Origin of the sequence: Paraburkholderia ultramafica (assembly GCF_902859915.1) — a bacterium.
GTDB classification, from domain to species: domain Bacteria; phylum Pseudomonadota; class Gammaproteobacteria; order Burkholderiales; family Burkholderiaceae; genus Paraburkholderia; species Paraburkholderia ultramafica.
Map to the genome: position 1 here is coordinate 242,154 of NZ_CADIKK010000004.1, position 24,522 is coordinate 266,675.

21 protein-coding genes and 1 pseudogene are annotated in these 24,522 nt (G+C 64.3%); 11 read left to right on the plus strand and 11 right to left on the minus strand.

The annotated features are described in order from the left end of the window. Positions 1-185 precede the first annotated feature (185 nt). The 5 genes from glyQ to HV744_RS06390 are packed head-to-tail and all read left to right on the plus strand — an operon-like array spanning position 186 to position 5,605. Positions 186-1,193 carry a glycine--tRNA ligase subunit alpha gene (glyQ, locus tag HV744_RS06370; RefSeq protein WP_175148734.1) on the plus strand — a complete coding sequence of 336 codons (1,008 nt, stop codon included), beginning with the start codon at positions 186-188 and terminating at the stop codon, positions 1,191-1,193. A gap of 15 nt (positions 1,194-1,208) precedes the next feature. Next, on the plus strand, positions 1,209-3,308 hold the full coding sequence (gene glyS, locus HV744_RS06375) for a glycine--tRNA ligase subunit beta (protein WP_175148686.1): 2,100 nt from the start codon (positions 1,209-1,211) through the stop codon (positions 3,306-3,308). A 10-nt stretch (positions 3,309-3,318) separates the two neighbouring features. Then, on the plus strand, positions 3,319-3,873 hold the full coding sequence (gene gmhB / locus HV744_RS06380) for a D-glycero-beta-D-manno-heptose 1,7-bisphosphate 7-phosphatase (RefSeq protein ID WP_175148687.1): 555 nt from the start codon (positions 3,319-3,321) through the stop codon (positions 3,871-3,873). A gap of 40 nt (positions 3,874-3,913) precedes the next feature. Further along, positions 3,914-4,672, plus strand: coding sequence for a lysophospholipid acyltransferase family protein (locus HV744_RS06385; protein ID WP_175148688.1), 759 nt, complete (start codon positions 3,914-3,916; stop codon positions 4,670-4,672). 42 nt (positions 4,673-4,714) lie between these two features. Then, the gene (locus tag HV744_RS06390; RefSeq protein WP_175148689.1) at positions 4,715-5,605 is read left to right on the plus strand and encodes a M48 family metallopeptidase; all 891 of its coding nucleotides are present in this window, start codon (positions 4,715-4,717) and stop codon (positions 5,603-5,605) included. 114 nt (positions 5,606-5,719) lie between these two features. Here the strand turns inward: HV744_RS06390 and HV744_RS37155 are convergent, their stop codons facing one another. Continuing rightward, entirely contained in the window at positions 5,720-5,887 is a 168-nt protein-coding gene (locus HV744_RS37155; protein WP_246278961.1) for a hypothetical protein, read from the minus strand. A 69-nt stretch (positions 5,888-5,956) separates the two neighbouring features. Between HV744_RS37155 and HV744_RS37160 the strand changes: the two genes are divergently transcribed. Continuing rightward, positions 5,957-6,121 (plus strand): hypothetical protein, encoded by a 165-nt coding sequence (locus HV744_RS37160; RefSeq protein WP_246278962.1) that lies wholly within the window; start codon positions 5,957-5,959, stop codon positions 6,119-6,121. 19 nt (positions 6,122-6,140) lie between these two features. Here HV744_RS37160 and gloA read toward each other — a convergent pair whose 3' ends face one another. Continuing rightward, positions 6,141-6,527, minus strand: coding sequence for a lactoylglutathione lyase (gene gloA, locus HV744_RS06400; RefSeq protein ID WP_175148690.1), 387 nt, complete (start codon positions 6,525-6,527; stop codon positions 6,141-6,143). Between the two features lie 87 nt (positions 6,528-6,614). Further along, positions 6,615-7,736: a porin gene (locus tag HV744_RS06405; protein WP_175148691.1), complete on the minus strand. Its 1,122-nt coding sequence runs from the start codon at positions 7,734-7,736 to the stop codon at positions 6,615-6,617. Between the two features lie 423 nt (positions 7,737-8,159). Between HV744_RS06405 and HV744_RS06410 the strand changes: the two genes are divergently transcribed. Further along, a complete protein-coding gene (locus HV744_RS06410; RefSeq protein ID WP_175148692.1) occupies positions 8,160-9,095 on the plus strand; it encodes a DMT family transporter in 936 nt (311 codons plus the stop codon). Between the two features lie 41 nt (positions 9,096-9,136). Here HV744_RS06410 and rsmA read toward each other — a convergent pair whose 3' ends face one another. The 4 genes from rsmA to HV744_RS06430 all read right to left on the minus strand — a co-directional run bounded on the left by rsmA (position 9,137) and on the right by HV744_RS06430 (position 14,961). Then, the gene (gene rsmA, locus HV744_RS06415; protein WP_175148693.1) at positions 9,137-9,967 is read right to left on the minus strand and encodes a 16S rRNA (adenine(1518)-N(6)/adenine(1519)-N(6))-dimethyltransferase RsmA; all 831 of its coding nucleotides are present in this window, start codon (positions 9,965-9,967) and stop codon (positions 9,137-9,139) included. A 173-nt stretch (positions 9,968-10,140) separates the two neighbouring features. Then, positions 10,141-11,151 (minus strand): 4-hydroxythreonine-4-phosphate dehydrogenase PdxA, encoded by a 1,011-nt coding sequence (gene pdxA, locus HV744_RS06420; RefSeq protein ID WP_175148694.1) that lies wholly within the window; start codon positions 11,149-11,151, stop codon positions 10,141-10,143. Between the two features lie 5 nt (positions 11,152-11,156). Continuing rightward, positions 11,157-12,524 (minus strand): peptidylprolyl isomerase, encoded by a 1,368-nt coding sequence (locus tag HV744_RS06425; RefSeq protein WP_175148695.1) that lies wholly within the window; start codon positions 12,522-12,524, stop codon positions 11,157-11,159. Between the two features lie 67 nt (positions 12,525-12,591). Further along, positions 12,592-14,961, minus strand: a complete 2,370-nt coding sequence (locus HV744_RS06430) for an LPS-assembly protein LptD (RefSeq protein ID WP_175148696.1) — start codon at positions 14,959-14,961, stop codon at positions 12,592-12,594. A 223-nt stretch (positions 14,962-15,184) separates the two neighbouring features. On the opposite strand from HV744_RS06430, the gene HV744_RS06435 reads away from it, so the two are divergent. Continuing rightward, positions 15,185-16,276, plus strand: coding sequence for an aminoglycoside phosphotransferase family protein (locus HV744_RS06435; protein ID WP_175148697.1), 1,092 nt, complete (start codon positions 15,185-15,187; stop codon positions 16,274-16,276). Between the two features lie 3 nt (positions 16,277-16,279). Beyond that, a complete protein-coding gene (gene murU / locus HV744_RS06440; protein WP_175148698.1) occupies positions 16,280-16,993 on the plus strand; it encodes an N-acetylmuramate alpha-1-phosphate uridylyltransferase MurU in 714 nt (237 codons plus the stop codon). Between the two features lie 94 nt (positions 16,994-17,087). On the opposite strand, the gene HV744_RS06445 is transcribed toward murU, so the two are convergent. Then, positions 17,088-18,977, minus strand: coding sequence for an ABCB family ABC transporter ATP-binding protein/permease (locus HV744_RS06445; protein WP_175148699.1), 1,890 nt, complete (start codon positions 18,975-18,977; stop codon positions 17,088-17,090). A gap of 320 nt (positions 18,978-19,297) precedes the next feature. Here HV744_RS06445 and HV744_RS06450 point away from each other — a divergent pair, with 320 nt between their 5' ends. Next, entirely contained in the window at positions 19,298-19,693 is a 396-nt protein-coding gene (locus HV744_RS06450; RefSeq protein WP_175148700.1) for an acyl-CoA thioesterase, read from the plus strand. Positions 19,694-19,820: 127 nt separating this feature from the next. On the opposite strand, the gene HV744_RS06455 is transcribed toward HV744_RS06450, so the two are convergent. Both HV744_RS06455 and HV744_RS06460 read right to left on the minus strand, forming a co-directional pair. After that, positions 19,821-20,153: a DUF4148 domain-containing protein gene (locus HV744_RS06455; RefSeq protein WP_175148701.1), complete on the minus strand. Its 333-nt coding sequence runs from the start codon at positions 20,151-20,153 to the stop codon at positions 19,821-19,823. A gap of 185 nt (positions 20,154-20,338) precedes the next feature. Further along, positions 20,339-20,782, minus strand: a complete 444-nt coding sequence (locus HV744_RS06460; protein WP_246278963.1) for a LysR substrate-binding domain-containing protein — start codon at positions 20,780-20,782, stop codon at positions 20,339-20,341. 62 nt (positions 20,783-20,844) lie between these two features. Between HV744_RS06460 and HV744_RS06465 the strand changes: the two are divergent. Then, positions 20,845-21,171, plus strand: a pseudogene (locus HV744_RS06465) (glutathione S-transferase C-terminal domain-containing protein); the annotation flags it as partial. 36 nt (positions 21,172-21,207) lie between these two features. Here HV744_RS06465 and HV744_RS06470 read toward each other — a convergent pair. After that, positions 21,208-24,318 (minus strand): sensor domain-containing protein, encoded by a 3,111-nt coding sequence (locus HV744_RS06470; RefSeq protein ID WP_175148703.1) that lies wholly within the window; start codon positions 24,316-24,318, stop codon positions 21,208-21,210. Between the last annotated feature and the right edge of the window lie 204 nt (positions 24,319-24,522).

Below are 24,522 nucleotides of genomic sequence, written 5' to 3' on the forward strand. Positions count from 1 at the left end.
CCGACGACAAAGGGCCGCAAGCAGCGGCCCTTTGTCGTTCAAAAACCGCATTCGCTCGCGTCCGACCCCGCAAAACGGACACCCCCCTGCCTTTCCGTTAAAATCCAGGGTTTAGCACTTCGCTCCACGGCCACCTCGCGCGCTTCGGCGCTTCGCGGATCGGCCCCATGCCCGAAAGGCACTTCATGCTCACGTTTCAGCAAATCATCCTGACACTGCAGTCCTATTGGGACAAGCAGGGTTGCGCGTTGCTCCAGCCGATCGACATGGAAGTCGGCGCGGGCACGTCCCACGTCCACACGTTCCTGCGCGCAATCGGCCCCGAACCGTGGCGCGCCGCCTATGTGCAGCCGTCGCGCCGTCCGAAAGACGGCCGCTATGGCGAGAACCCGAACCGTCTGCAGCACTACTACCAGTACCAGGTGGTGCTCAAGCCGGCGCCGGAAAACATCCTCGACCTGTACCTCGGTTCGCTCGAAGCCCTCGGCTTCGACCTCAAGCAGAACGACGTGCGTTTCGTTGAAGACGACTGGGAAAACCCCACGCTCGGCGCCTGGGGTCTCGGCTGGGAAGTGTGGCTGAACGGCATGGAAGTGACCCAGTTCACCTACTTCCAGCAAGTCGGCGGGCTGGACTGCAAGCCGGTGCTCGGCGAAATCACGTACGGCCTCGAACGCCTCGCGATGTATTTGCAGAAGGTCGAAAACGTCTACGACCTGGTGTGGACCGAGTGGGAAGAGCAAGGCCCGAACGGCCCGGAACTCCGTCGCCTGACGTACGGCGACGTGTATCACCAGAACGAAGTCGAACAGTCCACGTATAACTTCGAGCAAGCGAACGTCGATCTGCTGTTTACGTTCTTCAACAGCTACGAAGCGGACGCGAAGCGCATGATCGAAGCGCAGCTCGCACTGCCCGCGTACGAGCTGGTGCTGAAGGCCGGCCACACGTTCAATCTGCTCGACGCACGCGGCGCCATTTCGGTCACGGAACGCGCGGCTTATATCGGCCGGATTCGCGCGCTGTCGCGTCTGGTTGCGCAGGCCTACTACGATGCGCGCGAGAAGCTCGGCTTCCCGATGCTCGGCAATCCGGTGCACGGCGTGCCCGGCCTCACCACCGACGCGCAAGATGCCGCGATGCCCGCGTGGGCGCCGCCGCTGAAAGTCGAACGCAAGATCGACCAGGACTGACGAGAACATCACCACATGACGCAACCCCATCAAGCTACCCTGCTCGTCGAGCTGCTCACTGAAGAACTGCCGCCGAAAGCGCTCGCACGTCTGGGCGACGCGTTCGCTGAAGGCATTGCGCAGCGCCTCGCGGCGCGCGATCTGATCGAAGGCGAACTGTCGTTCGAACGTTACGCCACACCGCGCCGCCTCGCTGTCACGATCAAGAATGTGCGCGCGGTCGCGCCGGAAAAACACGTGCGCGAAAAAGTGCTGCCGGTTTCCGTCGCACTGGACAAAGACGGTCAACCCACCGCACCGCTCGCGAAGAAACTCGCTGCGCTCGGCTTCCCCGATTTTTCGGTGAACGACCTGGAGCGCGCGCAGGACGGCAAGGCCGACGCGTTCTTCCTGCGCTATGCCGCGCCCGGCGCGACGCTCGCCGAAGGCCTGCAAAGCGCGCTCGACGAAACGCTCGACAAACTGCCGATCCCGAAGGTCATGACGTATCAGCGCCCGGACGGCACCAATGTGCAGTTCGTGCGTCCGGTGCATCGTCTGACCGTGCTGCATAACGACCAGATCGTGCCGGTCACCGCGTTCGGCATCGATGCCGACGACACCACGCTCGGCCACCGCTTCCTGTCCGAAGGTCTCGTGGCAATCCAGCACGCGGATGCCTACGCCGAAACGCTGCTGCACAAGGGCCGCGTGGTGGCGAATTTCGCCGATCGCAAGGAAACCATTCGCACCCATCTGCTCGCGCACGCCAACGGCGACCAGGTCGTGATGCCCGAAGCGCTGCTGGATGAAGTGACGTCGCTGGTCGAATGGCCGGTGGTCTACTCATGCCGTTTCGAGGACGAGTTCCTGCAAGTGCCGCAGGAATGCCTGATCCTCACGATGCAGACGAACCAGAAATACTTCGCGCTAACCGATGCGAACGGCAAGCTGCGCTCGCGCTTCCTGATCGTGTCGAACATCGAAACGGCGACGCCGGGCGATATCGTCGAAGGCAATGAACGCGTGGTGCGCCCGCGTCTGGCCGACGCGAAGTTCTTCTTCGAGCAGGACAAGAAGAAGCCGCTCGCGGATCGTGTGCCGCTGCTCGCGAACGTCGTCTATCACAACAAGCTGGGTTCGGCGCTGCAACGCGTCGAGCGCGTCGAAGCGCTGGCCGGCGCGATCGCCGGCCTGACCGGCGCCGACGCAGCGCTCGCGAAGCGCGGCGCGCGTCTGGCCAAGGCCGACCTGATCACCGACATGGTCGGCGAATTCCCCGAGCTGCAAGGCACGATGGGCACGTACTACGCGCGCCACGACGGCGAGCCGGAAGAAGTCGCACTCGCGTGCTCGGAACACTATCAGCCGCGCTTTTCCGGCGATGCGTTGCCCGCCACCGCAACCGGCACCGTCGTCGCGCTGGCCGACAAGCTCGAAACGCTGGTCGGCATCTGGGGCATCGGCCTGCAACCCACCGGCGAGAAAGACCCGTTCGCGCTGCGCCGTCATGCGCTCGGCGTGCTGCGCATTCTGGTCGAGAAGCAACTGCCGATCGACTTCGTCGAACTGCTGCGCACCGCTTACGCGCAATTCGCCGCAATGCCGAACGTCGCCGAATCGACCCAGGCGATCTACGAATTCAGCATGGACCGCCTGCGCGGTCTGCTGCGTGAGCGCGGCTATGCAGCCGGCGAAATCGACGCGGTGCTGGCGCTGAACCCCACGCGTCTCGACGACATCGTCGCGCGCCTGGATGCAGTGCGCGAATTCGCGACGCTGGCCGAAGCGGCTTCGCTTGCAGCGGCCAACAAGCGCATCTCGAACATCCTGAAGAAGTCGGAAGGCGCGACGAGCAACGGCGTGCAGGGCGCGCTGCTCGTCGAAGCGGCGGAAAAAGCGCTGCATGCGCAGCTCGAACAGGTCGCGCCACGCGTGCAGACGCAACTGGGCGCACGCGACTACACGGGTGCGCTGACCGCGCTGGCCGCGCTGCGCGAACCGGTCGACACGTTCTTCAACGACGTGATGGTCAACGCCGAAGATCCCGCTTTGCGCGCCAACCGTCTGGCCTTGCTCGGCGCACTGCATCAGCAGATGAACTGCGTCGCCGACATCTCCCGACTCGCCGCCTGAGCCCCGCGCCATGCAGAACAGAAAAGTGGTGATCCTCGACCGCGACGGCGTGATCAACGTCGACTCCGACGCGTTCATCAAGTCGCCGGACGAATGGGTCGCACTGCCCGGTGCGCTCGAAGCGATCGCGCGGCTGAACCAGGCCGGTTATCGCGTGGCGATCGCGACCAACCAGTCGGGCATCGGCCGCGGTCTGTTCGACATGAACGCGCTCAATGCGATGCATCTGAAGATGCACCGGATGGCGGCGGCGGTCGGCGGGCGCATCGATGCGGTGTTCTTCTGCCCACACACGGCGGAAGATCATTGCGAATGCCGCAAGCCCAAGCCCGGCATGCTGAAGATGATCGCCGAGCGCTTCGAGGTCGATCCGGCGCACACGCCCGTCGTCGGCGACGCGATGCGCGATCTGCAAGCGGGCGCGGCGCTCGGTCATCCGCTTCATCTGGTGCTAACCGGCAAGGGCCGCAAAACGCTCGCAGCCGGCGGCTTGCCCGACGGCACGATCGTGCACGACGACCTGCGCGCATTCGCGCTCGACTTCCTCGCCGACGCCCAGGAGTGACGCGCGCCATGCGCGTCCCCAACCCTCACTGACCACGCCGATGCGCTTCATACGTTCTTTGCTGCTGCTGATCTACTTCGTGCTGTTCACGGTGCCGTACGCGACCGCGTGCTTCATCGCGTTCCCGTTCTTGCGCGCCGACCATCGCTACTGGATGGCGGCCGGCTGGTGCCGCGCAACGCTCAACACGGTACGCTGGCTCAACGGCATCCGCTACAGAATCGAAGGTTACGAGAACCTGCCCGACGGTCCGGCGGTGCTGTTGTCCAAGCATCAATCGGCGTGGGAAACGCTGGCGTTTCCGGCACTGATGCCGCGGCCGCTGTGCTACGTGTTCAAGCGCGAGCTGCTGTATGTGCCGTTCTTCGGTTGGGCGCTCGGCATGCTGAAGATGGTTCATATCGATCGCAAGGAAGGCAAAAACGCGTTCGAATCGGTCATCAGGCAAGGCAAAGCACGCATGGCGGAAGGCGCCTGGGTCATCATGTTTCCGGAAGGCACGCGCACGCCGACCGGCAAGCAAGGCAAGTACAAGACCGGCGGCGCGCGCTTCGCGATCGCCAGCGGCGCGCCAGTCGTGCCGATCGCACACAACGCCGGACGTGTGTGGCCGCGCAACTCGTTCCTTAAATATGCGGGTATAGTCACAGTGTCGATCGGCAAGCCAATCGATACAACGGGGCTCACGCCCGACGAAGTGAACACGCGCGTCGAACAGTGGATCGAAACTGAAATGCGCCGCATCGATCCTACCGCGTATCGCGCGGCGGAAGGCAGTTCCGCCGCCGCACCAATCTGACGCGCCCACGCCCTCGAAGGCGTATTGCGCGAAGCTAATCCGATGCAGAAGTCTCCCACATCGCAGCCCGCTGCGGCGCTCGATAACCGGCAGCTCGATCTCCCGCTCTTCGCCGAGCCGGGGTCGACGTCGTCGTCCCCTTCACCGTCCGCGCCCTCAGCGGGGTCGCCCGCCGCGCAACCGCCGACCGTGCCGCTTGCGCCGGACGGCAGCAAGCTGCGCAGCCTGACCGTCGGCGCGCGCACGCTGCATTACGTGCTCAAACGTTCGGCGCGCCGTTCGATCGGCTTTGCGATCGACAGCACCGGTCTGACGATCACCGCACCGCGCTGGGTCACGCTCGCCGATATCGAAACCGCGATCACCGAAAAGCAGCGCTGGATTTTCACGAAGCTGATCGAGTGGCAAACGCGTGTCGAACAGCGCGCGCTGCCCAAGGTCGACTGGAAAGATGGCGCCGAAGTGCCGTACCTCGGCCAGCCGGTGCGCGTGAAGCTCGGTTCGCCGCAAGGCACACTGGCGTTCAGCGCGGGCGATGCGGCGCTGCAAGTGCCGTTGCCATTGCAGGCCGATCCGCAGCAGATCAAGGACCGCGTGCAAGGCTGGTTGCAGGGCGAAGCGAAGCGTCTGTTCGGCGAGCGCCTCGCCATCTACTCGGAGAAGCTGGGCGTCAACTATCGCGCGTATGCGCTCTCTTCAGCGGCCACACGCTGGGGCAGTTGTTCGAGTGACGGCAAGATTCGCCTGAACTGGCGGCTGATTCATTTCCCGCTGTCCATCATCGATTACGTCGTTGCGCACGAGCTCGCGCATCTGCGTGAAATGAATCACAGCCCGCGCTTCTGGCAAACGGTCGAATCGATTTTTCCGGAATTCCGCGAAGCGCGGCAGACGCTGAAGTCGCATCCACCGGAATTGCTGCCGACGCTTTGAGGTCTGCACAGCCTGGCGCCGGCGCTTCACGCTGAAGCGCCGGGCCGCATTGCAAGCGGCAAACAGCAGCGGCCAACCCGCGACCGCTAACCGTCAGCCGCGACGATCCGCCGCTCACTCCGTGCAGCAGGTTTCGTGCAGATGACGCCACGTCACCTTGCCTTGCGCATCGAAGTCCAGCACCGCCGTCGAGCGCCGCACGTTCGCATTACCCGCGTTGTCGCGCTGATACGCGCGATACTTCACCACCGCGCCCGACGCATACTCGGCGACGATCTCCATATCGCGAATCGTGATTTGCTAGCCCGGACGCGCGCCGCGCAGCTTCGCGAAAATCTCGCGCACGCCGGCGTGGTCCAGTGCGACGCCGGACGGCATGATCATCGTGAATTGCGGCGCGAAGCGCGCCACGATTCGTTGCAGCGCGCCGCCATCCGCTCAGCCGTCGAACCACGCCTGGATTTCGGCATGAATCTCGACGAGTTCTTTGAAGCAGGGATTATTTTCATCGTTTGACTGCGCCGCGCCGTCTGGATCACTTTTTCTTCTGGATGAACTCGATCTTGTAGCCGTCCGGATCCGTGACGAAAGCGATCACCGTGGTGCCGTGTTTCATCGGGCCGGCTTCTCGCACGACCGTGCCGCCTTGAGCCTTGATCTTGTCGCATGCGGCGTACGCGTCGTCGACTTCGACCGCGAGGTGCCCGAAGCCAGTGCCGAGATCGTACGACGGCGTATCCCAATTGTGCGTCAGTTCGATGACAGTGCCGTCGCGTTCGTCCGTATAGCCGACGAACGCCAGCGTGAATTTACCGTCCGGATAGTCTTCGCGGCGCAGCAGTTTCATGCCGAGCAGCTCGGTGTAGAAGGCAATCGAACGATCCAGGTCGCCGACCCGGAGCATGGTGTGAAGCAGGCGCATTGTGCACTCCCTGTTGCATGATAGCGAGACCGTAAATGTACCCGGAATCACGCAGCGCTGCTGAGCGTGGCACACGCAGCCCGTCAATCAGAACTGATGCCGCAGTCCCGCCATCAAGCCGAGTTGTGTGCTCTTCTGCCCGAGTGCGACGCCGTTGACGCCTTGCAGTTGCGCGCCGATCAGACCGCCCCGGTACTGCGCGTAATCGCCTTCCAGATAGACGTCGGTGTGGCTCGACAGGTTGTAGTCGGCGACCAGTTGATACTGCCACGCCGAACCGTCCTGCTTCGCGGTCTTGCCGTCCTGCAACGTGCGCCAGATGTTCGCAGCGAAGTGCCATACATTGCCGACCTGTTGCGTGATGCCGCCCATGATCATGCGACGCCGCGAGAAGTCCGTGTACTTGAGCGCGGCCAGCGCGGCTGCGCTGAACGGCCCGTTGGCGAAATTCGAAAAGCCGGCGTCGTTCTGATTGACGATGTACCCTGCCGAAAAACGCGTGAGGTTCCACGTGTACGAACCGCCGAAGGTCCACGCTTTCGCTGCCGCGCCGTTGACCGAATCCTTCGACTCCTGGTACGCGCCGCCGACGCTGAACGGACCGCCCGCCGGTCGATAAGCAGCAGCCGCGCCGATCTGGCTGCCGTACGAATTGCCCGCGTTGCCGCCGAACGCGTAACCGGCCGCGAAGGTAAAGCCGTTGTATCTCGCCTGATACTGCACCTGGTTGCTGGTCCAGATGCCGCCGGTCATCGTCACTTCCGGCTGGAAACTGAAATCGTATGGAATCCACCAGTTACTGCCATAACCGCCCACCGTGACGCCTTCGATCATCACGTTGTACTGACGACCCAGAATCACCTGGCCATATGCGTTCGAACGCACACCCACTTGCGCTTCGTTGAAGAACGGCAACGTGGGATCACTCTGGCCACTGTTGATGTTGAAACGATTTTCGAGTTTGAAGAAGGTGGACCAGCCGCCGCCAAGATCCTCGACGCCTTTCAGACCCCAGCGGCTCTGGGCCAAGCCGCCGGGACCGAGCCCGATCGACGAGTCGCCGGCCTTGTTCACGTTGGTCAGATAACGCACGCTCTCGTCGGCCACGCCGTAGAGCGTCACGCTGGATTGCGCGTGCGCCAGCTGGCATCCCAACGACGCCATCGCGGCGGGCATCACCGCCGCCGCCCACCTGGTTACGTGCTTCATGACGTCTCCTCGTACCGGCTCCGCATTGCGCGGATAGAGTTTGTCGGCGTGGGCGGCGCACATTGATCCGGCGCACTGTCAACGCGTTCTTGATGGCGACGCGCTGCACTGCTGCTGTCAAAGTCTGTATAAGAATCCTGACAAAACGCTGGTGTTGAACCTTAGCGCGAAACAGTGACGCCAAGAAATCAGTCTGATCAAGGTGTTGTTTAGTGAGCAAAAAACTTGCGGCCCGTGAGAAGCACGCGTAGGAGGCAGGGGCTTCGGTTGGCGGGCGGGTCGGGTTTGCTATCGTATGGCCTATTGCGGCTACCGCACGCTCGAAGCCGGGGTTCCATCCGGCCGATTACCGATTACCCGCCCCGCGGCGGCAGCCGATACTGAGCGCCGCCCTTCACCGCTGCCCCCACCTCGCCAACACTCATGAGCACCACCGCCCTGCCCACACGCCGCGCCCCGGATAACTTCGCGATCCTGTTGATGATCGGCTTGTGCGCGATCTGGGGACTCCAGCAAGTCGCGATCAAAAGCACCAACTCGGCGCTGCCGCCGGTCTTTCAGGCGGGCTTGCGTTCGGCGATCGCGGCGGTGCTGGTGTGGGGTTGGGCGCGCACCCGCGGCACCCCGCTGTTTCGCGACGACGGCACGCTGGGTGCGGGCCTGCTGGCGGGCGTGCTGTTCGCGGCCGAGTTCGTCTGCATCTTTCTCGGCCTGACGCTGACCAGCGCGTCGCGCATGGCGGTGTTTCTGTACACGGCGCCGTGCTTCACGGCGCTCGGCCTGCACTGGTTCGTCGACGGCGAACGGATGCGGCGGATTCAGTGGCTCGGCATCTTCGTGGCGTTTGCGGGGATCGCGCTGGCGTTCGCGGACGGCTTCCTGCACGGGCCCGCCGCGCGCGGTTCGGCGTTCGAGGGTGTGGCCGGCGACGTGCTCGGCGTGCTGGCCGGCATCGCGTGGGCCGCGACGACCGTGGTGGTGCGGGCGACGCGCCTCGCGCACTCGAGCGCCAGCAAGACGCTGTTCTATCAACTGACGGTGTCGGCGGTGGTGCTGCTGGCACTCGCACTCGGGCTCGGTCAGGCCCGTGTGGAAACCATCACGCCGCTGGCGTTGGCGAGCCTCGCGTATCAGGCGGTGGTCGTCGCGTTCGTCAGCTATCTGGTGTGGTTCTGGTTGCTGACGCGCTATGTCGCGTCGCGCCTGTCGGTGTTCTCGTTTCTCACGCCGCTGTTCGGCGTGACCTTCGGCGTGCTGCTGCTCGGCGAGTCGTTCAGCCTGCGCTTTCTGATGGCCGCGGTGCTGGTGCTGACCGGCATTGCGCTGGTCAATGCACCGGTGAAGCGGCTTGCGGCTTAGGCATTAAATCGACGACATGCCGCTCAAGGCGTGGGCTTGAGTTAAGCCTTGCCCGCCACGATCTGCGCCACGCGCACGTATTCGGCCACCGGCACGTCTTCGGCGCGGCGTTGCAGATCGAAGCCGAGCGCGTCGAAATCCACCGAATCGCGAAACGCGGCCAGCGTGTTGCGCAACATCTTGCGACGCTGCGAGAACGCCGCCGTCACCACTTCGCCGAGCACCCGCTCGTCGACGGGCGGCAGTTCATGCAGCTCGTACGGGATCATCCGCACGATCGCCGAATCGACCTTCGGCGGCGGCTGGAATGCTTCGGGCGGCACGTCGAGCTGCTTGTCGATCACGTAGCGGTATTGCAGCATCACCGACAGACGGCTGAACGCCTTGGTGCCCGGCTCCGCCACCATCCGCTCGACCACTTCGTTCTGCAGCATGAAGTGCTGATCGATCACGCGATGCGCGAACGACGTCAGATGAAACAGCAGCGGGCTCGAAATGTTGTACGGCAGATTGCCGACGATCCGCAGCGACGCCTTGTCGCCCGGCGCGGCCAGCGAGCCGAAGTCGAACGCGAGCGCGTCGCCCGCATGCAGTTCGAGCAGATCGCCGAATTTCGTCTTCAGACGGCCGATCAGATCGCGATCGAGTTCGACCGCGTGCAACGGCGCTTCCGGCGTCGCGAGCCGTTCGATCAGCGGTTCGGTGAGCGCGCCGAGACCCGGTCCGATTTCGACCATGCGCTCGCCGCGCTGCGGCCGGATCACGTCGACGATCGAATCTATCACGCCCATATCGACCAGAAAGTTCTGCCCGAAACGCTTGCGCGCGATATGACCTTGGTGCCGGCCCTGTTGCTGTCTGCTGGTGGACATCGAAGAAACGCTAAGAAAGAGAACTGCTTAAGAAAAGGAACACGCGCAACGTGCGTGGAAACTGCTTATAGGCCGCGCATCAGCCGCATGAAAGCCACGTCTGGGCCACCTGCGCGCCACGCGCTGCTCACTGCCGAACCCACTGGCAGCAAGACGCGAGCAGCGGCGCTGACTCAGCCCGGGCGGCGGTGCTGCGCCATCGACACGGCCGTGTCGATCGCGGCAATCAGGCTGCCCGCATCGGCGCGGCCGGTGCCGGCCAGATCGAGCGCGGTGCCGTGATCGACCGAGGTACGGATGATCGGCAAGCCGAGCGTGACATTGATGCCTTCGCCGAACGTCGCGTACTTCAACACCGGCAGGCCCTGATCGTGGAACATCGCCAGCACGCAGTCGGCCTCTTCCAGATAGCGCGGCTGAAACAGCGTGTCGGCCGGATAGGGACCGCGCGCGTCGATGCCTTGATTGTTCGCGAGTGTGAGCGCCGGCGTAATGACCTCGATTTCCTCGCGGCCCAGATAACCGTTTTCGCCGGCGTGCGGGTTCAACCCCGTCACGAGGATGCGCGGCGCGGGCAAACCGAAGTGATGCCGCAGATCGTGATCGATGATGCGCAGCGTCTCGACGATGCTCTCGACCGACAGCGCGGCGGCGACGTCCTTGAGCGGCAGATGCGTGGTCGCGAGCGCGACGCGCAGCGGACGCTTGCCGGTGCCGGCCAGCATCATCACCACGCGCGGCGTGTGGGTGCGCTCGGCCAGATATTCGGTGTGGCCGGTGAACGGCACGCCGGCGTCGTTGATGGTGCTTTTCTGCAGCGGCGCGGTGACGATCGCGTCGAACGTGCCGGCCATTGCGCCGTCGATCGCGCTGTCGAGCAGATCGAGCACGTAGCGGCCGTTGGCGGCGTCCAGCTTGCCCGCGAGCGACGGCGCGCCGAGCGCCGTGTGCTGCACGCGCACGCGCTGGCCGTGCGCCAGCAGCGCGGCCCAATCGACACCCACGGCGCGCGCGCGTTCGGCGAGCAGATCCGCGTCGCCCAGCACGGTGAACTGCGCGGCGGGCCAGTGCGCCGCCGCGCCGGCCAACGCCTGCGCCGTCAGTTCGGGGCCGACGCCGGCGGGCTCGCCGGTCGTGATCGCGATCTGCAACGGCTGGCTGGCGGACTGGGCGGCGCTTGTCATGATGGTTATTGCACGCTCGGCAGCGTGGGTTTCACTTCCACGTACGCGGTATCGCGCAACTCGCGCAGCCAGTCGGCGTAAGCCTGCTCCGCCTTGCGCTGACCGATTGCCTGGCGCGCCAGATCCATCTGCTGCGAAACCGAGCCTTCCGCATCGCGGCGGCCCAGCACCTGAATCAGGTGGTAGCCGTATTCGCTGCGGACCGGGTCGCTGATCTGGCCGTCCTGCAGCGAGTTCATCGCGCGTTCGAATTCCGGCACCGTCTCGCCCGGGCTGATCCAGCCGAGGTCGCCGCCTTGCGACGCCGAACCGTCCTGCGAGTAGCTGTGCGCGAATTTCGCGAAGTCACCGCCCGCGGCGGCGATCTGGTTCTTGATGTCGAGCAGCTTCTGACGCGCTTGCGGCTCCGACATGCCGTCGCCGACGCGCAGCAGGATGTGGCGCACGTGCGTCTGCACGAGCTTCGGCGCATCCGAGCTGGTGCCCTGACCGGCGCGGCGGTCGACCAGCCGCACAATCTCGAAACCGTCGTTGGTGCGGATCAGATCCGGGTTGACCTGACCGGGGCGCATCGTCGATGCGGCCTTGACGAATTCAGGCGGCAGCTTGGCCGGCGCGACGAAACCCAGGTCGCCGCCGTTCTTCGCCGCGTCCGGCGCCTGCGAGTTCGACTTCGCGAGCTTTTCGAAATTGGCGCCGCCCTTGGCTTCGGTCAGCAGCGCCTGAGCTTTCTGCTGCGCCGCCTCGATTTCGGTCTCCGGCGCGTTCAGCGGCGCCTTCACGAAAATGTGCTGGATGTGCAGATCGCTCGTCTGGCCGGCGTTCGGGCCACGCTGACTGGCGATGTAGTTCGCGACCTCGGCGTCCGACACCGTGATCTTGCTGTCCACTTCCTTCTCGCGCAGACGCGACAGCGTGAGTTCGGTACGCGCGTCGCCAGCGAACGTGGTCCAGGGCACACCTTGCGCCTCGATACGCGCGCGGTACATCTCGAGCGACATGTTGTTCGCCTGTGCGAGCCGTTCGAGCGTTTTTTGCACGGCGGCGTCGTCGATGTTGATGCCGTCTTCTTTCGCCTTCTGCAACTGGATGCGCTCCAGCACCATCTGGTTGAGCACCTGCTGACTCAACTGGTCCATCGGCGGGATCGGCGCGTTCTGCTGGTTCAGCCGGCGCGTGATCAGGCTAATGCGCTCGTCGAGTTCGCGCCGTGTAATGACACCGTTGTTGACCACTGCGGCGATGGTGTCGACCGTCTGGCCGCCACCGCCGCCCAGCGCTTGCGCCTGAGCCGGCGCAACCGACAGGAAAGACGCCCCGGCGACGAGACCGGCCGCAAGCGTTGCCAAGCGAAGCTTTTTCATGATTGCCACAGATACTCCAATGATGTCGGGCGCGCCTGGCCCGTCTTTTCGCATTCTATAAATGTTCGGGCGAGCGTCATTCGTAATTGCTGAAACGCGACTCCGGCGGCGGCGGCGGCGGCAACGGCGTATAGCCCGCCACGCTGCTGCGGAACGCGGTCATCAGCCCGTTGTCGACGCTCGACAAGCCCTTGAACGTCAGCTGCGCAAGAAAACGCGTGCTCGACTGATTCTGCCCCGAGGTGTTCAACCCGTTCGCATAGCGCTGGATCCCGGCGCCGAGCGTCCAGCAGTCGGCGTCGTACTGCATGCCGATCAGACCGTCGACGACCCGATGCCCGCCCAGGTCGTAATTGAACCGGGCGACCCCGAACACCCGATGGGTCAGCGGCCATTGGCCCGAAATCACCACCTGGTTGATCGGCTGGTTGTCCAGCGTGGTGTTTGCGCGCGTGTAGCGGTAGCCGACATTGATCACCTTGCCGGTGGCCGGACTGAACCCGAAGCCGACGCTCGTCTTCACCAGCTGGTTGTTGTCGGCATTATATTGGAACGCCGTTTCCGAAGCGAAACCGGCGCCGAGCTTGAACGACGCACCCGCGATCAGGTCCGAGTGCGTGGCCTGCGTGCTGGTCTGGTTCGGCTGCAGCGTGACGCGCTGGTCCTGGAAAAAGTACTGCTGCGCGAGCACGAAGCGCGCCCGTTCGTCGCCCGTGGCCGGGTTGATGAAGCGCGTGGTGATTGCCGCGGTCAGACGGTTCGCGTCGGCGATCCGGTCGTTACCGACAAAGGTGTTCGGCTGGAAAATCTCCGCCAGACCGAAGTCGGACTCGGCGGTGTCGAACAGCGGCGCGTGGTCCTGATTGCGAAACGGCGTGTACACGTAGTACAGGCGCGGCTCCAGCGTCTGGATGTAATCCGCGCCGAACACCCGCACCGAACGCTCGAAAATCAGCCCCGTGTCGAAGCTCAGCGTCGGGATCGACTCGGTGAAGTTTTTCGGCGTGCCGGCCGCGACGTCGGCGGTGCTGAGGTTGTTCAGGTTGTACGACGCGAAGTGCCACTGCACCTTCGGCGTGACGAAGTAGCCCGGCCCGACCAGCGAATACGACACATACGGGTTGAACAGCACCCGCTGACCCTGGGTCATGTCCGCGGTGGTGATGCGGAAATTCGTATAGTCGGCTTCCGTGCCGAAGTCGAAGCCGCCGACGTTGTACTTCGCGTACTTCACGTTCAACTGCGGCTCGCGGCCGTACGGCGCGACCGAAGGCTCCAGCGTCTGCCAGTGCTGTTCACGCGCGAGCACCGACCACGGTCCGTTGTTGTAGGTCAACCCGGCTTCCTGCTGATACAGGAGCTGGGTGCCGTTCATGAACTGATTGACCGACGACGACAAATCTTCCGGATACGTGTTGTCCGAAACCTTGTTGTAGTAGATGTAGCCGCCGAACCCGTTGCCGAAGTTCTGGTTGTGCTGGATGTACAGCGCGTAGCGGTTGGTCTTGGTCAGGCGATCGTCCGGCAGGAATTCGCCGGTGATCGAGCCGGAATACGTCGGCGACAGATAGCGGAACGTGCTCTGCAACTGCACACCGCGCTTCGAGATCAGACGCGGCGTGACCGTCAGATCGCGATTCGGCGCGATGTTGAAGTAATACGGCACCGACAGTTCGAAGCCGTTCGACGAACTGACCGAGAACGTGGGCGGCAAGAGGCCGCTGCGCCGGTCGCCCGACAGCGGGAACGACAGCCACGGCGACGCGAACACCGGCACGCCCTGGAAGAACAGCACGCTGTTGTACGCGACACCTTCGTCCGCGCCGGTGTCGAAGTCGAACTCGCTGCCCTTGATGTACCAGGCCGGGTTGTCCGCGCACGCGCACGCCGTGTAGGTGCCCCTCGTGAACACCGAGCGCTCGTAGTCGAGCAGGTCGACGCGCTCCGCGCTGCCCGAGCCGCCGGTCAGGTTGAAGTGGTACTTCGGCGAGGTCATGAAGCCCTCGGTCGAATCCACCCGCAGATGCGCTTCCGGACCGATGAACGTATTGCCGCTGTTGATCACGTGGACCTGGCCGTACGCGTCGGCCATGTCCGTGTCCTGATCGTAGTGCAGCGCATCGGCCTTGATCACGGCCGTATTGCGGCGCACCTCGGCCGAACCCTTGGCCACCAGGTCCTGGTCGATGGTGCCGCTGGCGCTGTCGCCGAGCACGAACGTGGCCGGCCTCTGGCCGGTTTGCAGCGGATGTTCTTCGAGCTGTGGCGCGAGCCGCATGCCCCACGGCGCGTCGATAGGTTGCGGCTGCGCGGCTTCCCCCACCAACTGGGCGTGCGCAAGCGCGGGCATCAGGCCCGGAGCGGCGATCAACGCCGCGACGAGCCGCCTTTTGCGCGGCACTACGGCACAAGAGGGAGTCGTTTGGGAAAGCTGTCTAGGCGGCATGTATCGTTTGGCGAATCGGCCCGTCCGTCAGCTTCTGCAGTCACGATCCACCGCCTGCACACCCCGACCGTGACAGTCGGCTGTACATCAATATTTACAATCTGTCGAACGATGAGGCGGGCGGTAAAGCGGAACACGCGAAAAGCTGGCGTGAGTCGCGTCAAAAAAGTCGTGGGGTATTATATGGCAAGACGTTGCCCCCAAGAATTTGCCGCCGGTTTACATGACGCTGCCCTCTTCCCGACACACGCCCCAAGATTCCACCGACAGTCGCCTCGAACTGCTCAAAACCTGGCTGCAAGGCCACGCGGCGCGCTATGCGCTCGAGCTCGACACGCTTGTCCCGGCTTCGTCCGACGCCAGTTTTCGCCGCTATTTCCGCCTCGCCGGTAAGGCGGCGGAAGGCGAAAGCGCCGGCACCCTGATCGCCGTCGACGCCCCGCCGCCCGAAAAGTGCCGCGAATTTGTGCGGATCGCCGGATTGCTCGACGCAGCCGGCGTGCACGTGCCGCGCGTGCTGGAGACCGATTTCGACGCAGGGCTCATGCTGGTCACCGATCTGGGCACCGCGTCGTACCTCGGCGCGCTGACGGATGCACAAAGCGCCAACGACCCGCGCCGGGCCCGCACGCTGATGCGCGACGCGCTCGACGCACTGATCCGCTGGCAACTGAGCTCGCGCGAAAACGTGCTGCCGCCGTTCGACGAAGCGTTCCTGCGCCGCGAGATGGAGTTGATGCCGGAGTGGTTCATCGGCCGGCACCTGGGCCGCGAGGTCGACGAAAAGGCGCGTGGGCTGCTCGATCGCACCTTCGCGCTGCTGATCGCGAGCGCCCGCTCGCAGCCGCAAGTGTTCATGCTGCGCGATTTCATGCCGCGCAATCTGATGCTCGCCGCCGCGCCGAATCCGGTGAACCCCGGCGTGCTGGACTTCCAGGACGCGGTATACGGCCCGATCACGTACGACGTCGCGTCGCTGCTGCGCGACGCGTTCCTCGGCTGGGACGAGGAGTTCGAGCTGGATTGCTTCGTCTATTACTGGGAGCGCGCGAAGAAGGCCGGCCTGCCGGTCGATGTGGACTTCGGCGAGTTCTACCGGCAGATCGAATGGATGGGACTGCAACGGCACATCAAGGTGCTGGGTCTGTTCTGCCGGATCAACTACCGGGACAACAAGCCACATTACATGAAGGATCTGCCGCGTTTCATCGGCTATGCGCGCAAAGTGGCTGAACGCTATGCGCCGCTGCGTCCGTTCGCGAAGCTGCTCGACGATCTCGAAGGCCGCGCGAATGAAGTCGGCTACACGTTCTGACCGATGACGATGTCCCTGAAGAAAGCGATGATTTTCGCCGCGGGCCGCGGCGAACGCATGCGTCCGTTGACCGACGCCTGCCCCAAGCCTTTGCTCGAAGTGGGTGGCAAGCCGCTGATCGTCTGGCAGATCGAACGGCTCGCGCGAGCCGGTTTTCAAACCATTGTGATCAACCATGCGTGGCTTGGCGCGCAGATCGAAGCCGCGCTCGGCGACGGCTCACGCTGGCAAGTCGAACTGCGCTACTCGCCGGAACCTGAGGCATTGGAAACGGCGGGCGGCATCGTGCAGGCGTTGCCGCTGCTCGAAGATAACGGCGCGAACGAAGTGTTTGTCGCGGTCGCCGGCGACGTGTACGCCGATTTCGATTACGCCGCGCTGAATGCTCGTGCTGAGAAGCTGCGAGTGTCGCCCGAGCCCGGCATGCATCTGGTGATGGTGCCGAACCCGGCGTTTCATCCGAACGGCGACTTTGGTTTAGCCGACGGCGTGCTGTCGCTCGACGCGCAGCCACGCTTGACGTTTGGCAGCATCGGGCTCTATGACACGCGGATGTTCCGCGATCTGCCTCGCGGCACAAGGCGCGCGCTCACGCCTTACTACCGCGAGACGATTGCGCGCGGTCTCGCGAGCGGCGAGCTGTATGAAGGCTTGTGGGAAAACGTCGGTACGGTGGCTCAATTGCACCATCTGGATCAGCGTTTGAGGGTCCGCTGAGTGCACAGGGCCAGCGCACGAAGTCACCAAGCATCGAGCGAAGCGGCGACGTAACGGTCCGCTCGTTCCTGTTTGCGCCGTCGCCCCCGCTTGCCTAGCGCCCGCCATCCCCCGCGCCAATCGTTTCCATCGACTCCGGCGCCTCTGCCGCACGCTGCTGCTGCAACGCCCACATCTGCGCAAACAGGCCGTTCGCGCGCAGCAATTCCGCGTGCGTGCCGCGCTCGACGACACGCCCCTTGTCCATCACGATGATCTGCTGCGCGTGCACCACGGTCGACAGCCGGTGCGCGATGATCAACGTCGTGCGCTCGCGGGCGATCTGATCGAGCTCGTGCTGAATCGCGCGCTCGGAGCGCGAGTCGAGCGCGGAGGTCGCTTCGTCGAACAGCAGGATCGGCGGATTCTTCAGGATGGTCCGCGCAATCGCCACGCGTTGCTTTTCGCCGCCGGACAATTTCAGACCACGCTCGCCGACCGGCGTCTCATAGCCCTTCGGCAACCCTTCGATGAAGTCGTGAATATGCGCCGCGCGCGCCGCCGCGATCACTTCTTCACGCGTCGCCGACGGCCGGCCGTAAGCGATGTTGTAGTAGATCGAATCGTTGAACAGCACCGTATCCTGCGGCACGATGCCGATCGACGCGCGCAGCGAATCCTGCGTGACGTCGCGAACATCCTGACCGTCGATGACGATCGCACCGCCCGTCGCGCGGTCCAGATCGTAGAAGCGGAAGATCAGGCGCGCGAGCGTCGATTTGCCCGAGCCGCTATGGCCGACCACCGCCGTCGTGGTGCCCGCCGCGATCGTGAAGCTCACGTCGTGCAGAATCTGGCGCGCCGGCTCATACGAGAAGTTCACCTGCTCGAAACGCACCTGCGCCCCGCTCACCCGCAACGCCGGCGCACCGGCCAGGTCGGGCACTTCCTGGGTCGCGCCGAGCAGCGTGAACATGCGGTCCATGTCGGTGAGACTCTGCTTCAGTTCGCGATACACGACGCCGAGAAAATTCAGCGGAATATACAGCTGCAGCATGAAGGTGTTGATCAGCACGAGGTCGCCGAGCGTAAGGCGCCCGGCCATCACGCCTTGCGTCGCGCGCCACAGAATGAACACCAGCCCCGTGCCGATGATCGCCTGCTGCCCGAAGTTCAGCGCCGACAGCGAACGCTGCGATTTGATCGCCGCCGCGCGATAGCGCTTGAGGTTCTCGTCGTAGCGGCGCGCTTCCCACTCTTCGTTGCCGAAGTACTTGACGGTCTCGTAGTTGAGCAGCGAATCGATCGCGCGTGAATTCGCCTTCGAATCGAGCTCGTTCATCGTGCGGCGAAAATGCGTGCGCCACTCGGTGACCTTCACCGTGAAGACGATGTACACCGCGAGCGCGATGAACGTGACGATCGCGTAATACGCCTCGTATTTGACGACGAAAAAGCCGAGCACGAGGCCGACTTCGACCAGCGTCGGCAGAATGCTGTACAGCGAATAGGAGATCAGCTGCGTGATGCCGCGGGTGCCTCGTTCGATGTCGCGCGACATGCCGCCCGTTTGCCGTTCCAGATGAAACCGCAACGACAGCGCATGCAGATGGCGAAACACCTTCAGCGCCAGTTGCCGCACCGCGCTTTCGGTCACCTTCGAAAACAGGATCTCGCGCAGTTCGGTGAAGAGCGACGTGGAGAGCCGCACCACCGCATACGCGACCACCAGCAAACCGACCCCGCCCAGCAGCACGATACCCGGCGCATCGTGCGCGCGGCCGAGCGCGGTGAGATGCTGGACCGACGCGAGGCTGTCGACGATGCGCTTCATCACGATCGGCACGCCGAGGTTGGCGACCTTCGCGCCGATCAGGCAGCTCAGCGCGAAGCCGACGCGCCATTTATAGGTGGCGAGGTACGGCAGCAGCGACAGGATCGTCTGCCAGTCGTTGCGGGGCTGGGTGGAAATCGGCGGGGGTTCGGACGAGGGCGTGCGGCGCATGGGGATCGGCTGGGGAGGGTATGGAATGCCGGAGTTCACAGCGGCGCGCCGACCGCGGCATGCCGACCCGGCACACAGCTTACTGTCGCGCGACCCGGCTGGGCGCTTTCCCGTACAATTCGTGATCTTTGTATTGTCGCAGAAGCCGGCTGGCGCCGCTTTTCATCGGCTGTCCGGCCACCGGTGCAGGTTGGCCGCGCGGCCGTGCCGTGCGGCCGCGCTGTATTGTCGGACCGTTCCGGCGATCGGTGCAGTTGTCGTGAAATCCCCGCCTGCCGGTCGAGCCGACCGAGCCAATACGTTTCCCAAGGGTGTCCCCGATGACCGAACTTCTTCAACTCCCGCAAAAGCCTTGCGCACTGCGCGTCATGCCGCAACCGTCGGACGCGAATGTCCACGGCGACGTGTTCGGCGGCTGGATCATGGCGCAGGTGGACATTGCCGGCTCGATTCCGGCAAGCCGGCGCGCCAACGGGCGGGTGGCGACCATCGCGGTCAATTCGTTCGTGTTCAAGCAGCCGGTCTTCGTCGGCGATCTGCTGAGCTTTTATGCGGATATCGTCAAGACGGGCAATACGTCGGTGACGGTGTCGGTCGAGGTCTACGCGCAGCGCATGAGCCTGACCGAAGACCTCGTGAAGGTCACCGAGGCGACCCTGACCTATGTCGCCACCGATAGCGACCGTCGCCCGCGCGCACTGCCGGTACTCGATTGAGCGGCCCACACGGACGACCCGCACGACACGCACACGCACACGCAATGAAAACGAGGCGCCGCGGCGCCTCGTTCAGCCTCATACCCAGGATTTCCCGCGTGGATCATCGCGCGCGAAGCGCAGCGGCTTACTGGCTCGCTGCCGCGCCGATGCCCGCCTTCTTCTGCGCGTTCTGAATGTCGGTCGGATAGTTCGGATCGTTGCGCGACGGTTGATAGCCGTGCGCCTCCAGTTCCTTCAGCTCGGCGTTTTTCTTCGCCCGCGCCTCTTTGCGCGCGGCCTTGCGCTCGGCTTTCGTGGTGGCGGCCGGTTTCGATGCGGCGGTCGGTTTCGCCGCATCCGAATTGGGCCCCGCCGCTCCTCCGCCGCCGCCTTGCGCGAACGCCGGCGCGACAGACGCCACGCTCAGTACAACCGATGCCAGCAGCACAGCCAATTTCTTTGCAGATGAAGACGTCATGGTTCTCTCCAGTCGGATTGGCGGATATTCGATGGCACAACGCCCAAGACCACGTGCGAGCAGCGAGCGGGCGTAGCGTCGCGTGAATCGATGCTTCATGGCTCCCAGCAAAGCCTGAGATGGGAATCACGAATATAGCCGACTGAAATCCGTCCGCAAGTCGCTTTTACCCGCCTGCGCACGAACTAGCCCACGCGCCGCGACGCCGTACACGAGCCGCTACCGCGCAAATAGGCGTCGACCTGGCCTTCGATCCACTGCGCAAAATGCGCCTGGCCCGCGTTGAGAATGTCGCGCTGCTGCCACACGAGCCAGTACGGATAGCGGTATGGCACGCGAATATCGGTGATCTGCACCAACTGGCGTTGCGCCAGCGCATGCGCGACCAGACTGCGCGGTTCGAGCGCAATGCCCTGGCCCAGCAGGACCGCGCCGATCACGATGTTCGAATCGTTGGCCGACAGCACCACGGCTTCGGCGGGCGGCTGCGCCACCCGCGCCGCCTGGCACCAGCCGGTCCACGGCGTGTCGGGGCTGGAGATCAGCGGACAGGCGACCACGTCCTCGGCGGTAACCGGAAAGCGGCCATTCGGCGCGAGCGCGAAATGCGGCGCGGCGACCACCACCATCTCGTCGTCGAACAGTTTCTGTTGCGCGACGCCCGGCTGACAAGCAGCATGAGCCGTGGGTCGAGCGCGTGCGCACGCAACTGCTTGCCGCCTACGCCGAACTCGAACGCGATCTCGCGACGGCCGCGCTGCCGACCGGGCAGCAACGGTTCGACGCGGCGGACGTCACCGTGGCGGTCGGTTGGCACTTCACGCAGATGATGTTGCCGGAAATCGTCGACAAGGCGGCGTATCCGCACTTGCAGGCGTTTTCCGCGTTGGCGGAGGCCTTGCCGGTTTTCGTGGATACGCCGGTTGGGGCGCGGCGCGGATTCCGCCGCCGAACCGTGAAGCCGCCGGAGCGCAACGAGCCGCAACGCCAGCCAGGCGTCGCATCACGCTGCGTGTGAAGCTGCGTGCGGAGTTGCGTGTGACATCGCGCCCGCTCACACCGTCGCCACCTCCCGCCCCACGCCCCCGTGCAGCAACTCGGAAATCGCCTCCGTCGACAACGGCTTCGCGAAGTAGAAGCCCTGCATCTCGTCGCACGCGCGCTCTTTCAGGAAGTCGAGTTGCGCCGACGTTTCCACGCCTTCGGCGATCACCTGCAACTTCAGCGAATGTGCGAGCGCGATGATCGCCGACGTGATCGTCTCGTCGTCGCCCGACACGCCGATGTCGGAGACGAACGAGCGGTCGATCTTCAGCCGGTCCACCGGGAAGCGTTTCAGATAACTGAGGCTTGAATAGCCGGTGCCGAAGTCGTCGATTGCGAGGCCGATGCCGAGCGCGTGCAGTTCGTTGAGCATCGACACCGCTTCTTCGGCGTTGCGCATGATCGCGCTTTCGGTCAGCTCCAGTTCGAGGTATTTCGGCTCGAGACCGGTCTCGGCGAGCACCTGCATCACGAGCTTCGCAATATCGCGCTGTTGGAACACGCGCGCCGACAGGTTCACCGACACCCGCGCCGGCGGCAAACCCGCATCCTGCCAGGCCTTGTTCTGGCGGCACGCTTCACGCAACACCCACTCGGACAGCGGCCCGATCAAACCGCTCTCTTCCGCGACCGCAATGAACGACGACGGCTGCACCAGCCCGACTTCCGGATCGCGCCAGCGCACCAGCGCCTCGGTGCCGACGATCTGACCGCTGACGATATCCACCTGCGGCTGGTAGTGCAGCAGGAATTCGTTGTCGCGCAACGCGCGGCGCAAGCGCCGTTCGAGATTCAGCCGCGCGCCCGCGCTCGCGTTCATCTCGGGCTGATAGAACTGGAACGTGTTGCGGCCCATGTCCTTCGCGCGATACATCGCGAGGTCGGCCTTTTTCATCAGCGTTTCGGCGTCGTCGCCGTCTTGCGGGAAGAGGCTCGCGCCCATGCTGCAACCCACATACAGCTCGGTGCCGTCGAGCCACACCGGCTCGGAAATCGCCGTGCGCGCCCGCTCCATCCACGCGATCAATGACTGTTCGTCGACGGTATCGGTCATCACGATCACGAACTCGTCGCCGCCGTGCCGCGCCACCGTATCGCTCGTGCGCGAGCAGCGCGAAAGCCGCTCGGCGACCACGCGCAGCAGACGGTCGCCGACGCTATGGCCGAGGCTGTCGTTGACGTTCTTGAAGCCGTCGAGATCGAGGAACACGACCGCGACGCCGTTGTGATGCCGTCGCGCGACGATCAGCGCATGCTCCAGACGGTCGCGCAGCAGATTGCGGTTCGGCAGGCGCGTGAGGTTGTCGTAGTTGGCCTGGTATTCGAGCTGCTCCTGATAACGGATCAGATCGGTCACGTCGTTGATCACGCCGATGTGATGCGTGATCACGCCTTCCGCGTTCGGCACCGGCGCGATGAACAGCTGATTCCAGAACAGCGCGCCGTCCTTGCGATAGTTGCGCAGCACCGCGCTGACTTCGCGGTTCGCCGCCAGCGCCTGGCGGATCAGCGCGACGCCTTCCTGTTCGCGGTCGTCGCGTTGCAGCACGCGGCAATCGTGGCCGATCACCTCGGCGGGATCGTAACCGGTGATGCGCATGAACGCCGGGTTCACGTATTCGATCAGATTGCCGGCCGGCGACGGCGCGGTGATCAGAATCGCGTTGACGCTCGCATCGAGCGCGCGGCTTTGCAGACGTAGCGCGAGATCGGCGCGCTTGCGCTCGGTGATATCCGTGTACGAGCCGAGCACGCCGATCACGCGGCCCTCGCCGTCGGTGAACGGCAGCTTGCTAGTGACCGTGGTGCGGTGCACGCCGTCGATCACCACGTCGACTTCGAAGTTCATCTTCGGCACGCCGGTGCTCACCACTTCCCTGTCGTGGTCGTTCAGCAGTTCGGCGAATGCGCGCCACGGCATGTCGGTGTCGCGCTTGCCCACCACCTGCTCCGGATACGCGAGTCCCGCATCGCGCGCGAACGCCATGTTGCAGCCGAGATAGCGCGAATTCAGATCCTTCCAGAAAATGCGCTGCGGAATATTGTCGATCACCGCTTCGAGCATCTGGTTCGAACGCTGTGCTTCGGCTTCGGCGTTGATCTGGTCGGTGACGTCGTCGGCCAGTACGAACAGCGCGGAGCGGCCCATGAAGTTCAGCGCGTGATACGAAATGTCGACGCTGATGATCGAGCCGTCCTTGCGCTGGTGATGCCAAATACCCGCCATCGTGCGGCCATGCGGGATCGCGTCGCTGCGTTGCAGATGCGATTCGAGACGCCCGATCTCGGCATGCGTGCGGATCGCGCGAATCGTCATGCCGAGAAATTCGTTTTCCGAGTAGCCGTATTGCTGGATCGCGGCCGCGTTGACGGCGAGAAAACGCATCGTCTCGCGATCGAAGATATACATCGGCACCGGATGGTCGTCGAACAGGCCGCGAAAGCGTTCGTCGTTGCGGCCGGGCGCGCGCACGCTGCGCAGTTTTTCACGGGCGCTGCTCTCGCGGGCGCTGAACGTAAAGATCAGGATCGTGCTGCCGGCCAGCATCGTCATGATCAACAGGAACATGGCGCGCTGGGTTTCACTTGCCGAGGCCGCGAGCGCCTTCTGCAACGTGTGGTTTTCCTCGCCGCGCAGCGCGGCCAGCGCGGCTTCCACGCGATCGAGTCCGAGCCCGAGACGCGTATAGGTCGCCGCCGCCCACGCGCGCGACGCATCCGGCTCGCCGCTGGCGCTCTTCAACAGCGCGTCGTTGATGTCATGTTGCAGCGCGTGACTGTCCGCGCTCAGCCTCGCCAGCGCGTCGAGCATGGGCGGCTCGCCGGCCAACTCCTGGCGCAGGTCGCGCTCCAGACCGACGAGCGTCGTGGTCATCGCGGCGGCCGAGCCGACCGGCGCCGGCTCGCCCGATGCCTCGAAGCGCCCGAGCGCAGCCAGTGCGCCGTCGAGCGCCGTGTGATACGCGTCGAGGTTCTGGCGCACGCTCGTCGAACGCAGCATGCGCGCATCGGCATCGCGTTGACCACAAATCTGCGTGTAGGCGACGAACGCGTTCGCGCCGATCGCAGCGACGACGACCGCTATATTGATCAGCAGCCGCTTCGATAAAAAAGAAGTCATGGATTCCGAACGTCAATCGTTCCGAGTGCGGGAGCGCGTGGTCGCTTTCGGTGCGTCGGGCCGCATCGATGCGAGTCTTTTTACGCGCCAACCCATGGATAACGGCAGGGTTCGGGAGCGGGTTGAGGGTGGTGAGCGAAAAAAATCGTGAGGGGCGGGGCGGGATGGTGGGTTGCTTGGGGTGGATCACGCTTGTTGGGGCAT